The sequence below is a fragment of the Enterobacter sp. 725m/11 genome, from assembly GCF_011683705.1.
Lineage (GTDB): Bacteria > Pseudomonadota > Gammaproteobacteria > Enterobacterales > Enterobacteriaceae > Enterobacter > Enterobacter bugandensis.
Genome location: NZ_JAAQOK010000025.1, coordinates 1 through 22,551, shown reverse-complemented (window position 1 = coordinate 22,551; position 22,551 = coordinate 1). Strand labels below are relative to the sequence as shown.

Here is a 22,551-nt window from a genome sequence, read left to right as displayed (position 1 = left end):
GCACTCCCGGAATGATGAAAAAACTTTTAGCGCTAGCCCTTGTTGCGCCGTTGCTGGTCTCGTGCTCGTCCAAAAAAGGCGATGATTACAACGAAGCCTGGGTCAAGGACACCAACGGTTTTGACATTTTGATGGGGCAGTTTGCCCATAACATCGAGAACATATGGGGATTTAACGAAGTTCTTATTGCCGGACCGAAGGACTACGTTAAGTACACCGACGCCTATCTGACCCGTAGCCACATCAACTTTGATGAGGGTACGATCACCATTGAGACCATCGCAGGCACCGACCCTGCGGCACGGCTGCGTCAGGCGATCGTCAAAACCCTGTTGATGGGTGACGATCCGGGATCTATCGATCTCTACTCCGATGCGGACGACATCACCATTTCGAAAGAGCCGTTCCTGTACGGTCAGGTTGTCGACCAGACCGGACAGCCGATCCGCTGGGAAGGTCGCGCCACGAAATTTGCCGACTACCTGCTGCAGACGCGCCTGAAGAGCCGCTCTAACGGCCTGAAGATTATCTACAGCGTTACCATTAACCTTGTCCCGAATCACCTCGACAAGCGTGCGCATAAGTATCTGGGCATGGTGCGTCAGGCATCGCGTAAGTATGGCGTGGACGAGTCGCTGATCCTGGCGATTATGCAGACCGAATCCTCGTTCAACCCGTACGCGGTGAGCCGTTCCGACGCGCTGGGGCTGATGCAGGTTGTCCAGCACAGCGCCGGTAAAGACGTCTTCCGCTCGCAGGGGAAATCCGGCACGCCGAGCCGCAGCTATCTGTTCGATCCGCAAAGCAACATTGATACCGGCACGGCCTATCTGGCGATGCTGAACAATGTCTATCTCGGCGGAATTGATAACCCGACGTCGCGTCGCTACGCGGTAATCACCGCCTATAACGGCGGCGCGGGCAGCGTGCTGCGCGTCTTCTCGAATGACAAAGTGCAGGCTGCGAACATCATCAACAGCATGGCGCCGGGGGATGTTTACTCCACCCTCACCACCCGCCACCCGTCTGCGGAATCCCGCCGGTACCTGTATAAGGTGAATACGGCGCAGAAAAACTATCGTCGTCGATAATCAACACACCTTCTCCAGCAAGGAGAAGGTGTTCTGCTTCCCCTCTCCCTGTGGGAGAGGGTCAGGGTGAGGGCATCAGGCCGCACCTATCCTCCACCCATACGAAAATGTTATTTGCATCACAATCCAAACTGCAAATTAATGTGGATTGCATTTTTTTGCGGGAGGTAACAAAACATATCGTTGCCAACTGATAGAATTGCATCAAATAACAACCCTGAATGTTCCTATAACAACATATCTCCCGCTCACTTGTGAGGAAAGTAACATGAACCTTAAGCTGCAGCTTAAAATATTGTCGTTTCTGCAGTTCTGCCTGTGGGGTAGCTGGCTGACTACACTCGGCTCCTATATGTTTGTGACGCTCAAGTTTGATGGTGCGTCAATCGGTGCCGTCTACAGCTCGCTGGGTATTGCGGCTGTTTTCATGCCAACGCTGCTCGGTATCGTGGCGGATAAATGGTTAAGTGCGAAATGGCTGTATATGCTTTGCCATCTGGTGGGTGCGGGGACGCTGTTTATGGCGGCCGAAGTGACCACGCCGGGGGCGATGTTTATGGTGATCCTGCTTAACTCGCTGGCGTATATGCCAACGCTTGGGCTGATCAACTCCATCTCCTACTACCGCCTGAAATCTGCCGGCCTGGATATCGTCACCGACTTCCCGCCAATCCGTATCTGGGGCACCATCGGCTTTATCATGGCGATGTGGGGCGTGAGCTTCGCGGGCTTCGAGCTGAGCCACATGCAGCTGTATATTGGTGCTGCGCTCTCCGTACTGCTGGCGCTGTTCACCCTGACGCTGCCAACCATTCCGGTGTCTAACCAGCAGAAAAATCAGAGCTGGAGCACCATGCTTGGCCTGGATGCTTTCGCGCTGTTCAAAAACAAGCGCATGGCGATCTTCTTTATCTTCTCCATGCTGCTGGGCGCGGAGCTGCAAATCACCAACATGTTCGGCAACACCTTCCTGCACAGCTTCGATAACGATCCGCTGTTTGCCGGGAGCTTTATCGTTGAGCACGCGTCGGTGATGATGTCCATCTCGCAGATCTCCGAGACGCTGTTCATCCTGACCATCCCGTTCTTCCTGAGCCGCTACGGCATCAAAAACGTCATGCTGATCAGTATCGCCGCGTGGATGCTGCGCTTCGGCCTGTTCGCCTACGGCGACCCGAGCGCGTTCGGCACCGTGCTGCTGGTGCTGTCGATGATTGTTTACGGCTGCGCCTTCGACTTCTTCAACATTTCCGGTTCGGTGTTTGTGGAAAAAGAGGTGAAGCCTGAAATCCGCGCCAGCGCGCAGGGCATGTTCCTGATGATGACTAACGGCTTCGGCTGTATTCTGGGCGGCGTGGTGAGCGGTAAAGTGGTTGAGATGTACACCACCAACGGTATCACCGACTGGCAGCCCGTGTGGCTGATCTTCGCGGCGTATTCGCTGGTGCTGTTCTTCGCGTTCCTCGCGCTGTTCAAGTACAAGCACGTTCGCACAGCGCACGGTACACAGCCGATTGCGCATTAATTGTTGTGCCCGGTGGCGCTTCGCTTACCGGGCCTACAAAACCAGACCGTAGGCCGGGTAAGGCGTAGCCGCCACCCGGCTATTTTATAGCAGAGAGCACCCACCCCACCGACAGCAAATCCGCGCTACCGCCCGGACTCAGGTTTCGTTCAATCAGTGCCTCATCCATCTTAAACAACGCCTCGCGATCCCAGCCGTTAGCCAGCAGTTTCCGCGCATAGCCCTGAACGTAGCGCAGCCCCTGAATGCCGCCGCGTGACACGAGATTACTGTCCTGATTGACCGCCATCAGGCGCAACAGCAGGCCGTGAAGCGACTGTCCGTTCCACTGCCCCAGCGCCTTACGCACCGTCGCAAAGCCGCTCTCCGCCTCGCCTCGCGCCCCGGTTAAGCCGTACTGCTGAAACTGCCGCTCGCCCGCCGTCGCCTGCCCGCTGCGCGCTGCCAGTTCCCGCGACACCAGCCCGCAGCAGATGTTACTCACCTCACAACAGAGGCTGTCCGCAGAGATATTTTTCACACGCCCGGCAGCGAAGCACAGCAGGCCGAGAGCAAAAATCCCGCCCTTATGCGTGTTCACGCCGTTCGTCGCGGCATACATCGCCTGCTCGCAGGCCATCCCCATCGGGCGAATAATCCGCAGCTGTGCGTCAGCGGGTTTATCCGCATGCACGTTACCGAGTTCAGCAAAGCGCGAAAACCACGGCGTAATTGCCGCGATGCTGCGGACAAACAGCGCGTGGTCCATATCGCGATGGGAACCGTTGTTAAGCTTGTCCACCAGCCCCGGCTTGGGCGTCAGCTCCAGCTCCTGCCACAGCGCCGCTTCGGCAAGCGCGGGCACATCAATCGGGCGCGGTTTAGTCGCGAGCAAACCAGTCATCGATCGTCTTCTCCACGCGGGAAACTACATGCTCAACGGGATGGCGCCGCGAACGGGAGCAGGCATGCGCGGGCTCGTCGCAGATCAGGCAGCGCCTGAGGTTTGTCCCCAGCGACTGACGCCCGACGTGGCCGTGCTGAGGACAGATCACGTCCAGATCCCACAGCCTGCCGAGCGGGTGCGTCTGCTCCAGTTCCGCGCAGTGCGCTTTGATTTCCGCCGCCGGATGGGCGACGCACCACAAGGCTTCCGGTCCGGTGGGCGGCCACAGCACCTGGCGGTCCAGCACCTGCCAGCGGTTCTCCCACAGCAGCTGGTCGCACATCTGGAGCGCCACGCCCATGGTGTTGCGATAGCGCAGGCTGTCCTTGACTTCCCCTGGCGTGACCAGCGTGAGGGAGATCACCGGCTGTCTATAGTGCTCAAGCATGTCAGCCTGACGGGCAGCGCGACGCTCTTTCGCCGCCAGCAGTTCCTCCAGGCTGACACCCGCCCGCACGGGTGTCGCTAAAATCATACTGACTCCTTCACCTGTCGTACGGTGTCGATCACGCTGCCGTCGCGGTAGCGGATCACCCCGACGATTTTGTCGGTAAATTCAATCGGTTTCGGTATGCCGGTCAGGGAAATCGCCCGCTCATAGAGCGCGCTGATGTCCACTACCTTCAGCCCGGCCGCCAGCAGCCGCTCGCGGATCTCCGGGCGCGCCGGGTTGACCGCGATGCCGTGGTCGGTGACCAGCACGTCGATGCTTTCGCCCGGCGTGAGGCGCGTGGTGACGCGCTTCACGACCGTCGGAATGCGGCTGCGCAGCAGCGGCGCGACGACGATGGTCAGGTTGGCTGCCGCCGCCACGTCGCAGTGCCCGCCGGATGCGCCACGCATCACGCCGTCGGAGCCGGTGATGACGTTGACGTTGAAATCAACGTCAATTTCCAGGGCGCTGAGGATCACCACGTCGAGCTGGTCGCAGCTTGCCGCCTTGCTGCCGGGGTTGGCGTAGACGTTGGTGGAGATCTCTACGTGGTTCGGGTTGCGCGCCAGCGAAGCCGCCGCCTGGCCGTCAAAGCACTGGGTGTCGAGCAGCTTTTCGATAAGCCCCTTCTCGTGCAGATCTACCAGGCTGCCGGTGATACCGCCGAGCGCAAAGCGCGCCTTTACGCCGCTGCGCTCCATCTTCTCTTCCATAAAGCGGGTGCAGGCGGTGGCCGCCGCGCCGGAGCCGGTCTGCATCGAGAAGCCCGGTTTGAAATAGCCGGAGTGTTCAATCACGTCCGCCGCATAGCGGGCGATCATCAGCTCGCGCGGGTTGCTGGTGACGCGCGCCGCGCCGACGCTGATTTTCGCCGGGTCGCCCACGCTCTCGACCTGCACGATGTAGTCCACCTGGTCCTGCACCAGGCTGGCGGGCATATTCGGGAACGGCACCAGCTCTTCGGTCAGCAGCACCACCTTGCGGGCAAAGTGCGCGTCCACCATCGCGTAGCCGAGCGAGCCGCAGCACGATTTACCGTGCGTGCCGTTAGCGTTGCCAAACGCATCGCTGCACGGCACACCGAGAAACGCCACGTCGATATTCAGCTCGCCGTCCTGGAGCAGCTTCACGCGCCCACCGTGGGAGTGAATGTGTACCGGCTCGTCCATCAGCCCGTGGGAGATGGCGTCCGCCAGCCTGCCGCGCATGCCCGAGGTGTAAATCCGGGTGATGACGCCGCTTTCAATATGCTCGATCAGCGCGTCGTTGCAGGTCATCAGCGAGCTGGAGGCCAGAGTCAAATTTTTAAATCCCATCCGCGCCAGCAGCGCCACAACGGTGTTGATCACCCGGTCGCCTTCGCGAAAGGCATGGTGGAAGGAGATGGTCATCCCGTCCTGCAGGCCGCTGCGCGCTACGGCTTCTTCAAGGGAGGCACAGAGCTTGCGGTTGTGCTTCGCGTCACTGTCCGCCAGCCAGGGCGTCGCGCTGTGGGCAGTATCAAAGGGTTTCAGATCCCGCAGATGGGGGAAGTTTACGTGGAGAAGTTCTGTTTGATTCATTTTGTCATCCTTACCGACGCACGCCGGAAGCCGCCGCGCGCTCCAGCACCACCTGCGCGTGGTTAATAATCGGTGCATCCACCATTTTGCCGTTGAGCGACACCACGCCCAGGCCGTTACGCTCGCCCTCTTCTGCCGCTTCAATCACCCTTTTGGCGTGATCCACCTCTTCCTGCGTCGGGGCGTAGGCGTTGTGCAGCAGGTCAATCTGGCGCGGGTTAATCAGCGATTTGCCGTTAAAGCCCATCTTGCGGATCAGATCGACCTCGCGAAGGAATCCGGCCTCGTCGTTAACGTCTGACCACACCACATCGAAGGCGTCGATGCCCGCGGCGCGAGCGGCGTGCAGCACGGCGCAGCGGGCATAGAACAGCTCGGTGCCGTCGCCGCGCTCGGTCTGCATGTCCATCACGTAGTCAAAGGCGGCCAGCGCGATGCCGATGAGGCGCGGGGAGCTGCGGGCAATCGCCACGGCATTGATGACGCCAATGGCCGACTCAATCGCCGCCATCACGCGGGTGGAGCCGACCTCGCGGCCGCACTCGCGTTCAATGCGCTCAAGGTGGCCCTCCAGCTCGTAGACGTCGTCCGGCGTGTCGGTTTTCGGCAGACGGATCACGTCCACGCCTGCCCGCACGGCGGCTTCCAGATCCAGCAGGCCAAACGGCGTGCTGAGCGGGTTAATGCGCACCACGGTTTCGATATCCTGATACATCGGGTGCTGTAGCGCGTGGAATACCAGCATGCGCGCGGTGTCCTTCTCGCGCAGGGCGACGGCGTCCTCAAGGTCAAACATGATGGAGTCGGGGCGGTAGATAAACGCGGTGGAAAGCATGGCGGCATTGGCGCCCGGCAGGAATAGCATACTGCGGCGGAGTTTGCTCATTTCAGCGCCTCCCAGTTGATGGCCCGTTCATCGGCGGCACGCATCAGCGCGCTTTGCAGGCGGGCGCGGATTACGCAATCCAGCGCCCCTTTGTCTTCAATAATGATGAGCCCCTGGCGCACGTTCATGGCGCGCAGCGTGTCGTTGACCACCTGGCGAATTTGCTCGCCAAACTGCTTAATCACTTCACTGTGGATGACAATCTCCAGCTCGCCGTGAGCGGGGGCGATTTTCACCATCAGGTCGCTGGACTCCTGCGTTCCGGCCAGCGCCTCCCTTACAATATTCATGATAAATTCCTGATAGTTATGCGACTTCCGCACTCGCACGATAGTGTGTTTCGAGATGCGCGAAGGTGGAGTCCGGGACGATCTCCCGGATCCGGGAAAACTGCTGTGTCTTGAGTAAACGGCGCACTTCGGACGCCGAAATGGCGTTGCCGGTGGCCTTGATGCGCGGCATTTCCACCACCTCGATATGCGAAGCCAGCAGATCGTGCAGCGTCTGGTTGTACTGGCGGGTGATGTCGCAAAACGGCTCCGAGCCGATGAAGCGGTGCGTGATGCCGAGCGCCGGGGCGATGAAGTCCCGGAAGATCAGCACGTCGATCTCGCTCCACGCCTGCTGCACTTTGCCGGTCTCCTTCAAGAAGTAGGCCGGGAAGGTGGCGCGGGAGATGATGTACTGCGAGCCTTCATGCACCACCACGTTCGGCAGATGGGCCACGCCTGCGCGCACCATCTCGAGACGCGCGCTGAACGGGAAGAACGAGGCGTCTTCACGCACCACGAACAGATGCAGGGCATCGCACCGCTGCGCCGCCTGCTCCACCAGATGGCGGTGGCCGAGGGTGAACGGATTGGCGTTCATCACTATCGCGCCAGTTTTCTCCCCGCCCTTTCGCATCCGGCTTAAGGTACGGCAGTAGCGCGCGATCCCCTGCGGGGTGTTCTCCATCAGCACTGCGTTGTTCCCGCTCTGGGCAATTGGCCAGAAGCCGCTGCGGGCAAAGCGCTCCCGGTTGCACGGACGGGTGCAGAGGAAGAGGTGAAAATGGCCGCGCTCCAGCGCCGCATTTTCCACCTCTGCCAGCAGCCGCGCGCTGAGGTTTTCCCCACGAAGCTGCTCGTTGACCGCCACGCATTTGATGACGTTGCCGGCAAGTCCTGCGCAACCCACCAGCTGCGCGCCGGACCAGGCTTCGACAAACAGCGTGATGTCGTTGTCCAGGCCAAGGCCGCTGTCTGCCAGCAGGTAGCGGATCTGGCTTAAGCGTTCCGGGTGTTTCGCCACCAGCGTCTGGCGAAAATCGATGGGTTGACTGTTCATGCCGCCTTTCTCAGTGTGCCGCCGCAAGCCCGACGGCTGGCGCTTCAACAATCACGTTGCTCAGATGACCGATATGCTCGATCTCCACCTCAATGCGATCGCCCTCTTTCATAAACAGCGGCGGGTTACGCTTTTTACCCACCCCGCCAGGGGATCCTGTGATGATCACATCGCCCGGGCTTAAGCGGGTAAAGGTGCTGATGTACTCGATCAGCTCCGCAACCTTGTGGATCATGCTGCTGGTGTTGTCTTCCTGCACCATGCGGCCGTTCAGCCAGGTGCGGATTGCAAGCCTGTGCGGGTCCGGGATCTCGTCCGCCGTCGCCATCCACGGGCCAAACGCGCCGGTCTGACGCCAGTTTTTACCGGCGGTGAACCAGGTGTGCTGCCAGTCGCGGGCGGAGCCGTCCATGTAGCAGCTGTAGCCCGCCACGTGGCGCAGGGCGTCATCGCGGCTGATGTTCTCCCCGCCCTTACCGATGATCACCGCCAGCTCGCCTTCGTAGTCGAATTCGCTGGAGTGGCGCGGCTTCAGCACCGGCTCGTTGTGGCCGGTCTGTGAGTCCGGGAAGCGAACAAACAGCGTTGGGGCCGGGTTGTGCTGGTCAAACTCTTTGCGCTTGTCGGCGTAGTTCATGCCCACGCAGAGGATTTTTTCCGGCTGCACGATCACCGGTAAGAAGGTGATGGCGCTCAGCGGTACATCCACCGCGTCGTTCAGGTAACGGGTGGCCAATGCCAGCCCGTTGCCCTGCAGCAGCGCTTTAAGGTCGCCATAGCTGTCACCGAGACGGCGGCCTAAATCAATCACGCCCTCGGCCTGAACGATGCCGTAGCTGCGTTTTCCCTGGTATAAAAAGCTTGCGAGTTTCATTGTTTTTTCCTGAATACTTAGACGAGGAAGTTGCCCAGAATCAGCAGTGAGACAGAGACGTTAATCGCGCCGCCGATACGGGTAGCAATCTGGGCGAACGGCATCAGGCTCATGCGGTTGCCTGCGGTCAGTATCGCCACGTCGCCGGTACCGCCCTGTCCGCTCTGACAGCAGGAGACGATGGCGACATCAATCGGGTGCATACCGATCTTTTTGCCGACGAAGAACCCGGTCGCCACCAGCGCGGAGACGGTGCTGATAATCACCAGCAGGTTGGTCAGCGTGAAGGCGGCCACCAGTTCATGCCACGGGGTAATGGCCACGCCAACGGCGAAGAGGATCGGGTAGGTTACGGAGGTCTGGAAGAATTTGTACACCACCTGAGAGCCCTCCAGCAGACGCGGAGAGGCGCCGTTGCAGAGCTTCACCAGCACCGCCATAAACAGCATGCCAACGGGCGCAGGCAGGCCAATCAGCTTGTGGCCGAGCATGCCCAGCATGTACAGCAGCACCGCCAGCAGCGCGCCGGAGGCGATAGTCGTCACGTCCGCTTTACCGGAAAACGCAGGCTGAGAGACGGTGGCATCGGCATTCGCGCGGTTAGGCATCAGCTGGCCTTCACCGGTCAGGTGCGGGTATCGTTTACCGAGCTGGTTCAGGCAGCCGGAGATGATGATTGCCGTCAGCCCGCCGAGCATGACCATCGGCAGCACGCGGCCGAGCGCTACGCCCTGGTCCATATGCAGCAGGGTGGCATAGCCTATGGAAAGCGGAATCGCCCCTTCCCCGACGCCGCCCGCCATGATCGGCAGAATGATAAAGAAGAAGATCTGGAACGGCTCCAGGCCCAGCGCCAGCCCCACGCCCATGCCAACAATCATGCCGACGATTTCACCGCACAGCATCGGGAAGAAGATGCGCAGGAAGCCCTGAATCAGCACCGTGCGGTTCATGCTCATGATGCTGCCGACGATAATGCAGCAGATATAGAGGTAGAGAATGTTGGTGGATTTGTAGAATTTGGTCGTGGATTCCACCACCACGTCCGGCAGCAAACCGTAGTAGACCAGCGCGGAAGGGATAAAGGTGGCGCAAATCGCCGCCGCACCAAGCTTGCCGACAATCGGCAGGCGTTTGCCGAACTCACCGCAGGCAAAGCCGAAGAAGGCCAGCGTCGCCACCATCACCACGATATCGCTCGGCAGTTTTCCGCCCAGGCAATCAATCGCGATCAGCGCGCCCGCCAGAACGAACAGCGGCAGAGGAATAATCCCGATTTTCCAGGTATCCATAATATGCCACCACCGCTCCTTGAGGGATGGCCGCTGAATTTCAATCGGGTCGTGGGTAACAGAGAAAGAATCGTCAGTTGTGCTCATAATAAGCCCCTTAGTTATTTTGTGCGTTCAGCTTAGAGTCACAAAGGCCTACTTTATGTGAGGAATGGCATATTAAAAGCGAAGTTTTAATGGCAGCTATGGTTTTTATGGTTTCTTTTATTTAATGTGATTTATGCCTTATTTATTATCGTGGTTTTTATGGTTTCTTTTCTGAATTGAACCACCAAATAACATTTAACTTAGCAGCATGAAGATCTTAAGCCTTCTGGATAAATCATTTACAGCCCTTGCTGTGCAAGGGATCACAAGTTTCCCGCAAAGCGGACATCCGCATGAAAAAAGATGATATATTGACGATCTTTGCCGCTACTTTGCGTGATAGTTATGAAAGTGTCTTTCCAGATTAAGCTGTTTATTTCGCTCGTTGCCTTTTTCTCAGTGCTTTTTGTGCTGCTGGGCGGATATTATTATGCCGATGTCGGAAAACAGCTTTATCAGGAAATGAGTGCGCGCGCTAAAATACAGGCGGAAGAGATTGCGCTTATTCCGTCATTGCGTACTGAAGTTGAACAAAAAGATATCAACGCCATTCATGATTTCATGCAGAAAATGGCCGCGCACAGCGACGCCAGCTTTATTGTCATTGGCGATAATACGGGACGGCATCTTTTTCACTCCGTCTTTGCCGACAGGGTGGGCACGACGCTGGTCGGCGGCGACAATGAAGCCGTATTGCAGGGGAAAAGCACGACAACCATACGTAAAGGCGGGTTGGGCATTTCACTGCGCAGTAAAGCGCCCATTTTCAACGACGCCGGGCAGGTGGTCGGCATTGTTTCAGTTGGCTATCTCACCAGCTACCTGGACACCATTACCGTCAGTAAAGTGGTCAATATCCTGATTGCCGCCGTGCTGCTGCTGATCGCCCTCTTTGTCTTCTCCTGGTTCTTTACCCGTAGTATTAAGAAGCAGATCTTCTCCCTGGAGCCACGAGAGATCGGCCTGCTGGTGCGCCAGCAAAAGGCGATGATGGAGTCCATCTACGAAGGCGTGATCGCCATTGATAACGAACGGCGCATAGAGGTGATCAACCAGGCGGCGCGCAAGCTGCTGGGTCTGAGCCAGCCGGCCCGGGAACTGCGCGGGCAACTGATAAGCCAGGTGATCGATCCGGTCCCGTTCTTCGACACGCAGACGATGCTGGCGAAAGATACCCATGACGAGATTTGCCGCTTTAACGATCTCACGGTGATTGCCAGCCGGGTACACATCATGCTTGAGGGGTCGCTGCAGGGCTGGGTGATCACCTTCCGCGATCGCAACGAGATCGACTCGCTGAGCGCCCAGCTCAGCCAGGTAAAACGCTACGTCGATAACCTGCGCATTATGCGTCATGAGCAGCTGAACCGGATGACCACCCTCTCCGGCCTGCTGCATATGGGCCGCTATGAAGAGGCCATTCGCTACATTCAGGCGCAGTCGGAGCATGCTCAGGAGCTGCTGGACTTTATCTCCTCCCGCTTTAGTTCCCCGACACTTTGCGGGCTGCTGCTGGGAAAAGCCGCCCGCGCGCGTGAGAAAGGCGTCGAGCTGAGTTTCGACCCGGCCTGTCGGCTGGACAAACCGTTCCTGCCGCTGGGAGAGCAAGAGCTGATTTCGATTATTGGCAACCTGCTGGATAACGCCATCGAAGCGACGCAGCGATCGCCGCTCCCGCATGCGCCGGTGGAAGTGCTGATAAAACTCAGCGAGCAGGAGCTGATTATTGAAGTGGCCGACCAGGGCGTTGGCATTACCCCGGCGATCCGTGACCGGATATTTGAACGCGGCATCACCACCAAAACGCGGGGCGATCACGGGATTGGCCTGTATCTGATCGAAAGCTACGTCACGCAGGCTGGCGGCACAATAGAAGTTGCCGATAACATGCCGCACGGGACCATTTTCTCACTGTTTATCCCGGCCTCGGGAACCGTCCGGCAACTGGAAGATACCGACTATGCAACATGAACTTATCGACGTACTGATTGTTGAAGACGAGAACGAACTGGCACAGCTGCACGCGGAGCTTATCGGTAAACATCCGCGCCTGAGGCTGGTGGGGATTGCCGCGTCGTTGGCCGACGCGCAGCGACAGCTGGAGAGCAAACAGCCGAAGCTGATGCTGCTGGATAACTACCTGCCGGACGGCAAAGGCATCACCCTTATCAGCAACCCGATGCTGGCCCGCGCCAACTGCTCGGTGATTTTCATCACCGCCGCCAGCGATATGGACACCTGTAGCCAGGCCATTCGAAACGGCGCGTTTGACTATATTCTTAAGCCGGTCTCCTGGAAGCGGCTCAGCCAGTCGCTGGAGCGTTTTGTGCAGTTTACCGAACAGCAGCGGGTCTGGAAGATTGTCGACCAGCAGAACGTGGATTCACTCTATCAGTTACAGGCGAAAAACTATCGTCTGGACAACGGCAGCAAGGGAATAGAGGAGAACACGCTGGCGCGGGTGCAAACGCTGTTTAACAGCAAGGCGGCGCACTGCTTTACGGTGGATGAGGTGGTGAGCGAGACGGGACTGAGTAAAACCACCACCCGACGCTATCTGGAACATTGCGTGGAGGTGGGTTTTCTGACGACGGAGATGCTGTACGGGAAGATTGGGCATCCGAGAAGGATGTACCGCCGCGCAGAAGCCTGACGAAGTATTCCAGGCCCGGTAAGCTTGCGCCACCGGGCCTACGTTCAGACATTCAATACGTACCCATACAGCCGCTTAATCCCGTCCGCATCCTTCTCGCTGTAAACGCCCTGCAACTCCGGCGAGAAGCCCGGCAGCATATTAATGCCCTCTTCCAGCGCCAGGAAGTAACGCTGTACCGCCCCGCCCCAGACTTCTCCCGGCACCACGCACAGCACGCCTGGCGGGTACGGCAGCGCGCCTTCGGCGGCAATGCGCCCTTCAGCGTCACGAATACGCACCAGCTCCACGTTCCCGCGAATGTACTCCTGGTTTGCATCCTGCGGGTTCATCACTACGGCGGGCAGGCTCTCCTGGCGGAACATCGCCTTCTGTAGATCCTTCACGTTAAAGCTGACGTAGAGATCGTGCATCTCCTGGCACAGTTGACGGATCGTGTAGTCGCGGTAACGCACCGGGTATTTTTGGTAGATGGTCGGCAGCACGTCGGCGAGCGGCGTGTCGTCTTCAATATGCTGCTCAAACTGCCCCAGCATCGCCACCAGCTGCGCCAGCTTCTCGCTGCTTTCGGCAGGCGTCAGCAGGAACAGGATCGAGTTGAGGTCGCACTTCTCCGGCACGATGCCGTTTTCGCGCAGGTAGTGGGCGAGAATGGTCGCCGGAATTCCGAAATCGGTATAGTGACCTGTTTCTGCATCAATGCCCGGCGTGGTCAGCAGCAGCTTGCACGGGTCGACGAAATACTGCTCGCTCGCATAACCCTCAAACCCGTGCCATTTGGCCCCCGGCTCGAAGCTGAAGAAGCGACGCTCGCTCGCAATGACCTGAGTGGGGTGATCCTGCCATGGCCGCCCGGCCACCACCGGCGGGATAAACGGTTTAATCATATGGCAGTTGGCGATGATGGCCTTGCGCGCCTCAATGCCCAGCTCAACGCACTCCGCCCACAGCCTGCGCCCGCTCTCGCCCTCGTGAATTTTGGCGTTCACGTCCAGCGCCGCAAACAGCGGATAAAACGGGCTGGTGGAGGCGTGCAGCATAAACGCGTTGTTCAGCCGCTTGTGCGGACAGAAGCGCGCCTGACCGCGGATGTGGTTATCCTTTTTATGGATCTGCGACGTTTGCGAGAACCCGGCCTGCTGCTTGTGCACCGACTGGGTCACGAAAATACCCGGATCGTTCTCGTTAAGCTCCAGCAAGAGCGGAGACGTTTCCGCCATCATCGGAATAAACTGCTCGTAGCCCACCCACGCGGAGTCAAAAAGGATGTAGTCACACAGATGGCCGATCTTGTCGATCACCTGGCGGGCGTTGTAGATCGTCCCGTCATAGGTGCCAAGCTGAATGATCGCCAGGCGGAACGGGCGGGCCTCGTCGGCCTTTTCCGGCGCCGCCTCGCGGATCAGATCCCGCAGATACGCGTCATCAAAGCAGTGCTCGTCGATCCCGCCGATAAAGCCAAACGGATTGCGCGCCGCCTCAAGATACACCGGCGTAGCGCCCGCCTGGATCAGTGCGCCGTGGTGGTTAGATTTATGGTTGTTGCGGTCGAACAGCACCAGGTCGCCGCGGGTCAGCAGCGCGTTGGTCACCACCTTGTTGGCCGCCGACGTGCCGTTCAGCACAAAGTAGGTTTTGTCCGCGTTGAATACTTTCGCCGCGAACTTTTGCGCGTGCTTGGCGGAGCCTTCATGGATCAGCAGATCGCCCAGCTTAATGTCGGCGTTGCACATGTCGGCGCGAAACACGTTCTCACCGAAGAAATCATAGAACTGTCGCCCTGCCGGGTGTTTTTTGAAAAAAGCTCCGTGCTGGTGGCCCGGACAGGCGAAGGTACTGTTGCCCATCTCTACATACTGGCTCAGGGTATCGAAAAAAGGCGGCAGCAATTCCTCTTCGTAACGGCAGGCGGCGCTCTCCAGTTCCAGAAACTCCTGAGCTTTACCCGAGATAATCGCCGTGACGCCATCAGGCACCTCTCCAGGCTCTTGCGAGAACATAAACACCGGTAGCTGAAAGCACGTACGCTTCAGCAACGCGAGAATGCCGCTGTAGCTTTCAACAACGCTAATGACGACTGCCGCCACATCGGTGAAATCGGTGTTATCCAGCGTCACCTTTTCACGGTGCGTAGAAACTTTGGATACCAGCTCATGGCTGACGGCAATTTTCATGGTTTTCATAAGCGCAAATACCCTCACCGAGCGGTGAGACAGGGAGGAGAAAATTCGCGCAATCATGTCACTTTTTATTTTCACGCGCAAGAAGGAATCAGTATGCACGAAACCACCCAAAGCTAAGGCTCACGCAGCCCTGACGTGCCATAATAATGCAATATCAATGAGTAAATAACAGGAGTTAACTGTGGTTATCGGGCCATTTATTAACGCCGGAGCCGTATTGCTGGGCGGCGTACTGGGCGCAGTGTTGAGTCAGCGGCTGCCGGAGCGTATCCGTTCATCCATGCCCTCTATATTTGGCCTGGCATCCTTAGGCATCGGCATCCTTCTAGTGATCAAATGCGCCAACCTGCCCGTCATGGTGCTGGCTACACTGCTCGGCGCACTGATTGGCGAATTTTGCTATCTGGAAAAAGGCATCAATAGCGCGGTGGGCAAAGCCAAAAACCTGATTGCCCGACCGGGCAAGGCGAAACACGGCACGCACGAGTCGTTTATTCAGAACTACGTCGCCATTATTATTCTGTTTTGCGCAAGCGGCACCGGGATTTTCGGCTCGATGCAGGAAGGGATGACGGGCGACCCAAGCATATTGATTGCAAAAGCGTTTCTCGATTTCTTCACCGCCACCATTTTCGCCACCACACTCGGCGTTGCCGTTGCGGCGATTTGCGTGCCGATGCTGCTGATTCAACTCGCGCTTGCCACCTGCGCCACCTTGATTCTCCCGCTGACCACGCCAGCGATGATGGCGGACTTCACCGCCGTCGGCGGCCTGCTGCTGCTGGCGACGGGCCTACGTATTTGCGGGATCAAAATGTTTGCCGTGGTGAATATGCTGCCCGCATTACTGCTCGCCATGCCGCTCTCTGCGCTCTGGACTCACTTTTTCGCTTAAGATTGCGGCGAAATGGCGAGAGATTGCGCAGTCTGTAACGAAAACAACATTTTTCGTTGACGGCAACGGGCAGATCGGGTTTAATGCGCCCCGTTGCCCGGATAGCTCAGTCGGTAGAGCAGGGGATTGAAAATCCCCGTGTCCTTGGTTCGATTCCGAGTCCGGGCACCACTTATTTATAACCCTCGCTTCGGCGGGGGTTTTTGCTTTTTGAGTCAGCAACTCGTTGTTTGAACAGTAGTTACACCCTTATCTCTCCTCCGGCCCCGCTTCCCGGTGGTACAACTGGCGTGTTTACCGCCTTTACCGCCACACAGAAGCAGAAAAACCTGACCTTCACCGATCTATTTGAGCATTACAAATGCATATTTCAATTGGACAGAGCCCGACAGAGCGGCATCACATATCCGAGATTACACCCCATCGGCTAACTGTTTTATTAGATTGATTGGTGGTAAATCCATCCGGGACATCCTGAAAAGTGACCTGTTGGCGTTTCGTACACTGCTGGAACAGTCCCAGGCTAACCGCAGTAAAGTAGGCCGAGGAACGAAGCTGTAAAAAGCGACTTCTACTTCAGACACCGTAACCACATTGCTACTATATTGTGTGTGCGTTGGCACGCATGGCTGTCAGGGGGGCGTTTATCAGTCTAAGCAGAGGCCGGTAAAGCAATTGAGAGGAACTACAATGGATGCAGCATTACTTAACATGATGCGCTCAGGTGGAAGAAATAAAGCCTGGGCGGAAACGATGGTGAATATGGAAGCCAGGAAACTGGTAAATACAGCCAACACTCTGTCGGCTTTTCATCTCAGCGATAGTTTGACTCGAATGAAGTTTGTTCAGGAAATTCGGGACCTCATAGAACATCAGTTTACGTTAGCTCGTCGGGCTAAATCAGATGAAGAATGCATGGAATGCGTTAAAACTCTCAGAGAAGAAAACAGTAACCTGCTGGAACAAGCGCGTTTATTAAGAACGAAGGCAGCGAAGCTTTACGCTAAAGTCGAGTTTATCCGAGAGAATAACAAAATTGTTGGGTATGTGATCTCGGCTGTTAGTGTTGTCCTGGCCGGTGCTGAAATAGCCGCAGGATTTACCCTCATAGGCACTATGACCCCTCTCGGGGTTCTTGCTGGTGCGATTCTGGTTACTGACGGGGCAAACAGCATCAGTAAAGAAGTGGCTCGCTACGCAACTAACAACACTACCAGTGAAGGGCTGGTCGCGAATGCCGCGATGTCTACAGCTGAGTTTATGGGCTTTAGTCGTGAGAATGGGTTAGGTGTCTACAAATCAATTTCACTGGCCGCTAATGCGTACACCATTTTTGGCTTGTTACGGCGACCTGGTACCTGGCGACTGTTTCGTTATCTCCCTGCTGACTATTACCGAAAGGTGAGCACACTGAGCCGCCCGCAGCTTACAATGAAAATAGCGGGTTATGGCGTGAAAGCTAAGATTATTTTTGATCTGTTGTCCGTCAGCGACCCGTCCCAGAATTAGTCAGCATTTTACGATAACGCCAGGATTTGTAGCCAAGTTTTGCTGGCGTTATATACCAGATGAAAGGTAGTACAATCAATAACGTGAGTGCTAGTGTCAGGCTTGTATCCTTGGATGCAAGTAAAAGAGTTAAAGCCAGTATGATGAAGGCAATAATAGTTATCCACTTCATAGCCTTAAAACGATTGGCCAGATCATGAGTTACGCTATCAAACGAACCACCGTAATTTTCAATGTTGTTTTTTAGCTTTTGAATATCTCGTTTGCTAAAACCTGATTTTAAAAGTGCCTCTTCGCTGGTCATTCTGTTATCCGTCCCATAACTCACTGAAACCTGTGACGAAGTTTAACTTAATTTGGCGGATAAATCGCTACCTGGCGATATTCATCAAATTAATATATATCAACGAGTTGAAGGTATCTTAGAGTATACGCTCGAAAACTGACATTATTGCCCACTGCGGAACTTCGCTGGTAGCAACTCTAATGACTCCTTCGGGGCCGTTTCCAACATCTCCCGCCCTGCCCGGTAGAAGCAACATGCAGATCACCACAGGAGGCTGAATCATGCACGATGAAATCATTAATTAGGCCCTACAGTGAAGCGCAATGCTGCTATTATCTATTCCCCTATCCACGACATCCTGACCACTGCGTCAGCAGCGCATGCAGTTTAGCCGGCTCCAGAGGTTTGCGCAGCACCAGATACCCTTCCTGCTCCGCCTCCAGCAGAACCGGCGAATTAAATTCGCCGCTGACCATCGCGCCGCTCATGTCCGGCAGACGTTCAAAAAGCGCTTTCAGGATGTCGAAGCCGCTTTCGCCGGATCGCAGGCGCTGGTCGCACAGCACGGCGAACGGGGTGAAGCCGTCGTCGATGATGGCGAACGCTTCTTCAGCGGAGGCCGCGCAGCGCACCTTGATTCCCCAAACGCTCATCAGGCTCTCCCAGGCTGACGTCACCAGCGGGTCGTCATCGACGACCAGGCAAGAACCGCGCAGCGGCGCATAGCGTACCGGCGCAGAGACGTTGTTATCGGCGGGCGGGGTGTCCGTCGCGATCTCTTCGCCAGCATATTGAGTGAAGCGCATCCAGAAGCGTGAGCCTTTACCTTCTATGGATTGCATCCCGTACTTCACCTTCATCAGCCTGGCACAGCGGGCAACCACGGCGAGGCCCAGCCCGTGTCCGGCGCTGTCGATCTTCCAGGCCAGTTCGGGGCGGTAATAAGGGGAGAAGATTTTACCTTTCTCGTCATCAGCGATACCGACACCCGTGTCCCACACTTCCACCAGGCACTCGTCACCGCGCGGTCGGATGGCAACCAGCACGCCGCCCTGCTGCGTGTAGCGAAGGGCGTTTTGAATCAGGTTAATCAGCGATTGTCGCACCAGCAGCGGGTCGCCCATCACGTGGATGCGGCGTTTGGGTCGACGGGTGGACAGCCTAAGTGCACGGCTGTTGGCCTCTTCGCGAAACAGCGTGATCACAGAGTCGAGCAGAGCGCCGATGTCCACCTTGGTAGAGGCAGTGAGCACTTTCCCGGATTCAATCTTGCTGAGGTCGAGCAGAGAATTGAACATCAAATGCACCGAGCGAACGCTCTGCTGCAGGTCAAGCAGCTGGGGCGTCAGGCTGTCGTCCCGGTTTCGGTGGATAATCGCTTCAATCAGAAAGCCCATGGCGTGTACCGGCTGACGCAGGTCGTGGCTGGCTGTCGTCAGGAACTGATTTTTATCCAGCAGCGCCTGCTCCGCTTCCTCTTTGGCCTGGCGAAACTGTTCTGCCAGGCGTGAGCTTTTTTCCTCAAGCAGCGCTTGCTGAATAAAGTACGCGTGCGACGTTAACGCATGGCGGTAAATGGCGAAGCCGTACAGCAGGTTCAGCATCAGCACAATGAATATCAGCTCGTCCAGCCGCCAGATGATACCGATATTCAATACTCCCCAGGAGGCGAAGAAAAAGCACGTAAAAGTGCTGATGACTGGCGTCAGATGTGTCGCATTGGCGGCGACGATGGCGGCAATACTGATATTCAGGAGCAGGAAAAAGTCAAAGTTCTGCGTCTGCGGAGTAATTAAATAGAGAGATGAAATCCCCAGCCCGTGAATAAAAGCGATCTTATTTATGCGCGGAAGCCAGCGGCGCAGGACGTCCTCTTCATCATGCTCTTTCACTTCGCGCTGGTAGCGTCGGTGCAATATTCGGATTGCCACGGCACATAGCAGGTAAATAATTATCCAGATAATGGTTGGGCCAAGTTCATCGCCCAGCAAATAGATCCAGATGGCAAAAGGAATACCGACAAATGGCACCGCGCTAAAGCTGAACACCAGCCGCAAAAAAGTGTTGTTTAGCAAACGGATCTGCGCGGGAGATGAGATACCATCCTTCTGTAAGCTCTGGAAAAACCTCATTCTGATGATTCCCGCTTGCCATGCAGAAGCGTGATGGCTTCGACCCGGCTGTTAACGCCTATCTTTTTCAATATATTGCTGATGTGTTCTTTGACCGTGGGCTCAGAAATTGAAAGCTGCGCGGCGATTCGTTTATTTGGTAGGCCGCGCATAATCATATTTAAAACGTCTATTTGTCGCGGCGTTAAGTTAAATTTACTTAACTTCTCATTATTCGATTCAACGGGAAAATCGTTTCTCTCAGGAAACCAGGTCAGATTATCAAGGAGTGCACAAACGGCCCGTGAGAACATTTCAGGCGGTTCGCTTTTCAATACAAATCCGTGTCCCCCGGCGGCGTGAACTTTCTGCCAGATGTCATTATTGTCGTCCCCGCTGACCACCAGGAACCGTACCTGTGGGTAATGTTGTTTTACTTCTTTGAGTAATTTCAGTGCCGTTCCGGACGAAAGCCAAAAATCGATGACCAGCAAACGCGGCGGGCCATTATCCCTAATTTGACGGTAGCAATCTTCCTCATTCGTCACCACGCTCGCCTGCTTAAACTGGCAATGTGAAATCAGAAAATTAGCGATGCCGCTTGCTACCAATGGATGGTCATCAACGACCAACGCATAATTCTGCCCCAAAGGATCCTCCTTTTACCTTCGCATATCTGAGTGTACAGATGAATTATTATCTACCCACCCTACTTTAGGAGGGTTTTTTCGATTAGGAAAGGGAAATATATTATTCGCTGATTTGGGTAATTGAAAACATAAATACAATCAGTGAAATTAACTGATTGGATATCAAGGATAATTTATGAAAAAACCACTCATCTTTTTAAGCGTTACGTTGATGCTCGCCGGTTGTTCCACGCTAAAAACCGATCAGGCTATTCCACTCCTGCAGGCGGAGACCGCGAAAATGCTGGGGCTGGGCTCATCGGATGAAATAACCGTGACCAATGTTAATGGCGCCCAGCCGGACGCACTGGGAGGGCAAAAACTGTCTTATCGCGCTACGACGGAAAAAGGGCGTATTTTCGATTGTTCATCAATGATGATGCCGGGGATTTTAGGATCCGCCCCGACGCTCAGCGCACCAACTTGTACCCCTGTTGTCACGCATAAATAATTAACGGCAAATGAAAAGGCGTACATAAATAACGCCTTTTATATTTTCTGACGTATCTGAGTTTTCATAAAAACGATTTTCCAGACATCACGCTAATGAGTACGGAGATAGCCCGTGAATAACTCTACATCGCATGCTTTAGCGGTTAAGACGCCGCTTTCCAGACTTTACCTCGCTCTATTTTCCGCGCCGCTGTTACTGCTTTCACCTGCCGATTTCGCGCGTGCAGCCGATGCCATTTTTGATGGCGAGGCGCGTATAACCGAAACGCTGGGTTACACCGGAGATGTTTACGTTGGACGTAATCAACCCGGAAACCTGCTGATCGATAATGGCAAAATCACCGCCTATAACATCAACATCGGTCGGCTGTTCGACGGCCAAATTTATGAAAGCGTGGTCACGGTCCGTGGGCCAAACGCTGAGCTTAACGCAGTGAACGATCAGTACGTCCTGCGCGGCGACCTCAATCTTGGCCTCGGCACCCTGCGAGTCGAAGAAGGCGCGCTGGCCAGCGCAAAAGAAATCGTTGTCGGCACCACCCGCGGTTACGACAGCCACCTTATCGCCACTGGCGCCGGCTCTCGCGTGACCAGTAATTTTCTCAGCGTAGGTACCGATCTGGGGGCACGCTCCACGCTGGCGATTGAAGACGGCGCGGCGCTCAGCACCGCCTACGATGCGCGCATCGGCAACGGTACCGGGCCGGGTGAAACCGACACGCTAAGCCCGAAAGCCACCGTCACGGGGAGCGGCTCACAGTGGAACGTTGGCCGTACGTTGACGCTTTATGGCGACCTGGACGTGCTGAACGGCGGTGCGGTTAACGTTGGCGGCGTGCAGGTGGCGGGCGTCTCCGGGGCAGGTAAAACCGCCGAGCTGGTTATTGCGGGCAAAGACTCGCGCTTTACCAGCGGCAGCAGCGTGAGCGTGGGCGATTATGGCAATGGCGTGCTGTCGGTGATTGACGGCGGTTCATTTTCCGCTGGCAGCAATACGCTGATCGTGGGGACCTCGGGTTCCGGCTCGAACCGGGGTGCGCTCATTATCGGCAGCCGCGGCAATATGGACACCGGCACGGGTTTAACTGAGCCAACGCTTGGCACAGCGGGCGGCGCGGGTACTCTCGATGCGAATACGGCAATCAGCCTGCGCGGCGGGCTGTTCGGCAGCTATGTCTACTTCAACCATACCGATGAAAATTACGTCTTCAGCAACAAGATGAGTGGCGAAGGTGAAGTGATCAATACTTCCGGGCAGACAACGCTGAATGGCGATCTTTCAGCCCTTCAGGCGAACGTGACCGCGCGCGGTGGCAAAGTCATTATCGCCAGCAACATCAACACCCAGCCAGAAGACGATATTTTTGATATTCAGACCCTTAGCGCCGAGAACGGCGGGACGCTGATCCTCAACGCGACGGCGGGATCCGACGTTAGCAACGGGCTGGGCTACAGCAGCGCCGCCTCAATCAAGGCCGGCGGAACGCTGGGAGGGAACGGCACGCTGGGTCAGACCGAGATCCTTTCCGGCGGGCATATCTCGCCAGGGGATGGTGATATCGGCACGCTGACGCTGAAACGTTATCTGAATTTTGTAGGTGACTCTTTCTATGACGTCGATATCGCCGGTGATGGCCGCAGCGACCAGCTGCTGGTCGCAGGCAAAACGACCATCAGCGATCAGGCTAAGGTACAGGTCACCGCGCTGGACCCGCAAACCAGCTACAAAACCTGTCTCTTATACACATCTGACGCTGCCGACGACGGA

The 22,551-nt window shown here is 56.3% G+C and carries 19 protein-coding genes, 1 tRNA gene and 1 pseudogene; 9 read left to right on the top strand and 12 right to left on the bottom strand.

The genetic code is table 11. The features are described from left to right. Positions 1-14: 14 nt before the first annotated feature. Both mltC and HBA26_RS12505 read left to right on the top strand, forming a co-directional pair. Positions 15-1,091, top strand: coding sequence for a membrane-bound lytic murein transglycosylase MltC (mltC, locus tag HBA26_RS12510; RefSeq protein WP_045260773.1), 1,077 nt, complete (start codon positions 15-17; stop codon positions 1,089-1,091). Between the two features lie 268 nt (positions 1,092-1,359). Next, positions 1,360-2,616, top strand: a complete 1,257-nt coding sequence (locus HBA26_RS12505) for a nucleoside permease (RefSeq protein ID WP_041908317.1) — start codon at positions 1,360-1,362, stop codon at positions 2,614-2,616. 79 nt (positions 2,617-2,695) lie between these two features. Here the strand turns inward: HBA26_RS12505 and citG are convergent, their stop codons facing one another. From citG to HBA26_RS12465, 8 genes are read right to left on the bottom strand one after another with little or no spacing between them, the layout of a single operon-like run. After that, positions 2,696-3,499, bottom strand: coding sequence for a triphosphoribosyl-dephospho-CoA synthase CitG (gene citG, locus HBA26_RS12500; protein ID WP_126344916.1), 804 nt, complete (start codon positions 3,497-3,499; stop codon positions 2,696-2,698). After that, complete coding sequence (gene citX / locus HBA26_RS12495) at positions 3,477-4,016, bottom strand: citrate lyase holo-[acyl-carrier protein] synthase (RefSeq protein WP_126344915.1); 540 nt, start codon at positions 4,014-4,016, stop codon at positions 3,477-3,479. Before citX ends, citG begins: the two co-directional genes overlap by 23 nt. After that, on the bottom strand, positions 4,013-5,536 hold the full coding sequence (gene citF / locus HBA26_RS12490) for a citrate lyase subunit alpha (RefSeq protein WP_126344914.1): 1,524 nt from the start codon (positions 5,534-5,536) through the stop codon (positions 4,013-4,015). The genes citX and citF overlap by 4 nt, the downstream gene beginning before the upstream one ends. Before the next feature lie 10 nt (positions 5,537-5,546). Further along, positions 5,547-6,422, bottom strand: a complete 876-nt coding sequence (gene citE, locus HBA26_RS12485; RefSeq protein WP_028014383.1) for a citrate (pro-3S)-lyase subunit beta — start codon at positions 6,420-6,422, stop codon at positions 5,547-5,549. Beyond that, positions 6,419-6,712, bottom strand: coding sequence for a citrate lyase acyl carrier protein (gene citD, locus HBA26_RS12480; protein WP_063155149.1), 294 nt, complete (start codon positions 6,710-6,712; stop codon positions 6,419-6,421). Before citD ends, citE begins: the two co-directional genes overlap by 4 nt. 16 nt (positions 6,713-6,728) lie before the next feature. Beyond that, positions 6,729-7,751, bottom strand: coding sequence for a [citrate (pro-3S)-lyase] ligase (gene citC, locus HBA26_RS12475; RefSeq protein WP_028014385.1), 1,023 nt, complete (start codon positions 7,749-7,751; stop codon positions 6,729-6,731). Positions 7,752-7,761: 10 nt separating this feature from the next. Next, a complete protein-coding gene (locus HBA26_RS12470; RefSeq protein WP_126344913.1) occupies positions 7,762-8,625 on the bottom strand; it encodes a fumarylacetoacetate hydrolase family protein in 864 nt (287 codons plus the stop codon). A 17-nt stretch (positions 8,626-8,642) separates the two neighbouring features. Then, a complete protein-coding gene (locus HBA26_RS12465; RefSeq protein ID WP_045630637.1) occupies positions 8,643-10,004 on the bottom strand; it encodes a 2-hydroxycarboxylate transporter family protein in 1,362 nt (453 codons plus the stop codon). Positions 10,005-10,349: 345 nt separating this feature from the next. Between HBA26_RS12465 and HBA26_RS12460 the strand changes: the two genes are divergently transcribed. After that, entirely contained in the window at positions 10,350-11,975 is a 1,626-nt protein-coding gene (locus tag HBA26_RS12460) for a sensor histidine kinase (protein WP_049138306.1), read from the top strand. After that, positions 11,965-12,657 carry a response regulator gene (locus HBA26_RS12455; RefSeq protein WP_126344912.1) on the top strand — a complete coding sequence of 231 codons (693 nt, stop codon included), beginning with the start codon at positions 11,965-11,967 and terminating at the stop codon, positions 12,655-12,657. The genes HBA26_RS12460 and HBA26_RS12455 overlap by 11 nt, the downstream gene beginning before the upstream one ends. Before the next feature lie 44 nt (positions 12,658-12,701). Here the strand turns inward: HBA26_RS12455 and HBA26_RS12450 are convergent, their stop codons facing one another. Beyond that, positions 12,702-14,840 (bottom strand): ornithine decarboxylase, encoded by a 2,139-nt coding sequence (locus HBA26_RS12450; RefSeq protein WP_166720912.1) that lies wholly within the window; start codon positions 14,838-14,840, stop codon positions 12,702-12,704. 181 nt (positions 14,841-15,021) lie between these two features. Here HBA26_RS12450 and HBA26_RS12445 point away from each other — a divergent pair, with 181 nt between their 5' ends. The 3 genes from HBA26_RS12445 to HBA26_RS12435 all read left to right on the top strand — a co-directional run bounded on the left by HBA26_RS12445 (position 15,022) and on the right by HBA26_RS12435 (position 17,244). Next, the gene (locus HBA26_RS12445) at positions 15,022-15,735 is read left to right on the top strand and encodes a DUF554 domain-containing protein (RefSeq protein ID WP_028014391.1); all 714 of its coding nucleotides are present in this window, start codon (positions 15,022-15,024) and stop codon (positions 15,733-15,735) included. A gap of 95 nt (positions 15,736-15,830) precedes the next feature. Next, positions 15,831-15,906, top strand: a tRNA-Phe gene (locus tag HBA26_RS12440). 519 nt (positions 15,907-16,425) lie between these two features. Further along, entirely contained in the window at positions 16,426-17,244 is an 819-nt protein-coding gene (locus HBA26_RS12435; protein ID WP_126344911.1) for a DUF4225 domain-containing protein, read from the top strand. Here HBA26_RS12435 and HBA26_RS12430 read toward each other — a convergent pair. The 3 genes from HBA26_RS12430 to HBA26_RS12420 form a co-directional block, all read right to left on the bottom strand. Next, positions 17,222-17,548: a hypothetical protein gene (locus tag HBA26_RS12430; RefSeq protein ID WP_045630641.1), complete on the bottom strand. Its 327-nt coding sequence runs from the start codon at positions 17,546-17,548 to the stop codon at positions 17,222-17,224. The two genes, HBA26_RS12435 and HBA26_RS12430, sit on opposite strands and share 23 nt — an antisense overlap. A gap of 326 nt (positions 17,549-17,874) precedes the next feature. Next, complete coding sequence (locus HBA26_RS12425; RefSeq protein WP_126344910.1) at positions 17,875-19,662, bottom strand: hybrid sensor histidine kinase/response regulator; 1,788 nt, start codon at positions 19,660-19,662, stop codon at positions 17,875-17,877. Beyond that, positions 19,659-20,291 (bottom strand): response regulator transcription factor, encoded by a 633-nt coding sequence (locus HBA26_RS12420; RefSeq protein WP_028014393.1) that lies wholly within the window; start codon positions 20,289-20,291, stop codon positions 19,659-19,661. Before HBA26_RS12420 ends, HBA26_RS12425 begins: the two co-directional genes overlap by 4 nt. 175 nt (positions 20,292-20,466) lie before the next feature. Between HBA26_RS12420 and HBA26_RS12415 the strand changes: the two genes are divergently transcribed. Together HBA26_RS12415 and HBA26_RS12410 are read left to right on the top strand one after the other, a co-directional pair. Next, complete coding sequence (locus HBA26_RS12415; RefSeq protein ID WP_028014394.1) at positions 20,467-20,781, top strand: lipoprotein; 315 nt, start codon at positions 20,467-20,469, stop codon at positions 20,779-20,781. A gap of 114 nt (positions 20,782-20,895) precedes the next feature. Beyond that, positions 20,896-22,551 (top strand): annotated as a pseudogene (locus tag HBA26_RS12410) (autotransporter domain-containing protein); the annotation flags it as partial.

Coding starts and splice junctions, on each gene's coding strand:
- mltC (WP_045260773.1), top strand. CDS start 15: ATGAAAAAACTTTTAGCGCTAGCCCTTGTTGCGCCGTTGCTGGTCTCG.
- HBA26_RS12505 (WP_041908317.1), top strand. CDS start 1,360: ATGAACCTTAAGCTGCAGCTTAAAATATTGTCGTTTCTGCAGTTCTGC.
- citG (WP_126344916.1), bottom strand. CDS start 3,499: ATGACTGGTTTGCTCGCGACTAAACCGCGCCCGATTGATGTGCCCGCG.
- citX (WP_126344915.1), bottom strand. CDS start 4,016: ATGATTTTAGCGACACCCGTGCGGGCGGGTGTCAGCCTGGAGGAACTG.
- citF (WP_126344914.1), bottom strand. CDS start 5,536: ATGAATCAAACAGAACTTCTCCACGTAAACTTCCCCCATCTGCGGGAT.
- citE (WP_028014383.1), bottom strand. CDS start 6,422: ATGAGCAAACTCCGCCGCAGTATGCTATTCCTGCCGGGCGCCAATGCC.
- citD (WP_063155149.1), bottom strand. CDS start 6,712: ATGAATATTGTAAGGGAGGCGCTGGCCGGAACGCAGGAGTCCAGCGAC.
- citC (WP_028014385.1), bottom strand. CDS start 7,751: ATGAACAGTCAACCCATCGATTTTCGCCAGACGCTGGTGGCGAAACAC.
- HBA26_RS12470 (WP_126344913.1), bottom strand. CDS start 8,625: ATGAAACTCGCAAGCTTTTTATACCAGGGAAAACGCAGCTACGGCATC.
- HBA26_RS12465 (WP_045630637.1), bottom strand. CDS start 10,004: ATGAGCACAACTGACGATTCTTTCTCTGTTACCCACGACCCGATTGAA.
- HBA26_RS12460 (WP_049138306.1), top strand. CDS start 10,350: ATGAAAGTGTCTTTCCAGATTAAGCTGTTTATTTCGCTCGTTGCCTTT.
- HBA26_RS12455 (WP_126344912.1), top strand. CDS start 11,965: ATGCAACATGAACTTATCGACGTACTGATTGTTGAAGACGAGAACGAA.
- HBA26_RS12450 (WP_166720912.1), bottom strand. CDS start 14,840: ATGAAAACCATGAAAATTGCCGTCAGCCATGAGCTGGTATCCAAAGTT.
- HBA26_RS12435 (WP_126344911.1), top strand. CDS start 16,426: ATGGATGCAGCATTACTTAACATGATGCGCTCAGGTGGAAGAAATAAA.
- HBA26_RS12430 (WP_045630641.1), bottom strand. CDS start 17,548: ATGACCAGCGAAGAGGCACTTTTAAAATCAGGTTTTAGCAAACGAGAT.
- HBA26_RS12425 (WP_126344910.1), bottom strand. CDS start 19,662: ATGAGGTTTTTCCAGAGCTTACAGAAGGATGGTATCTCATCTCCCGCG.
- HBA26_RS12415 (WP_028014394.1), top strand. CDS start 20,467: ATGAAAAAACCACTCATCTTTTTAAGCGTTACGTTGATGCTCGCCGGT.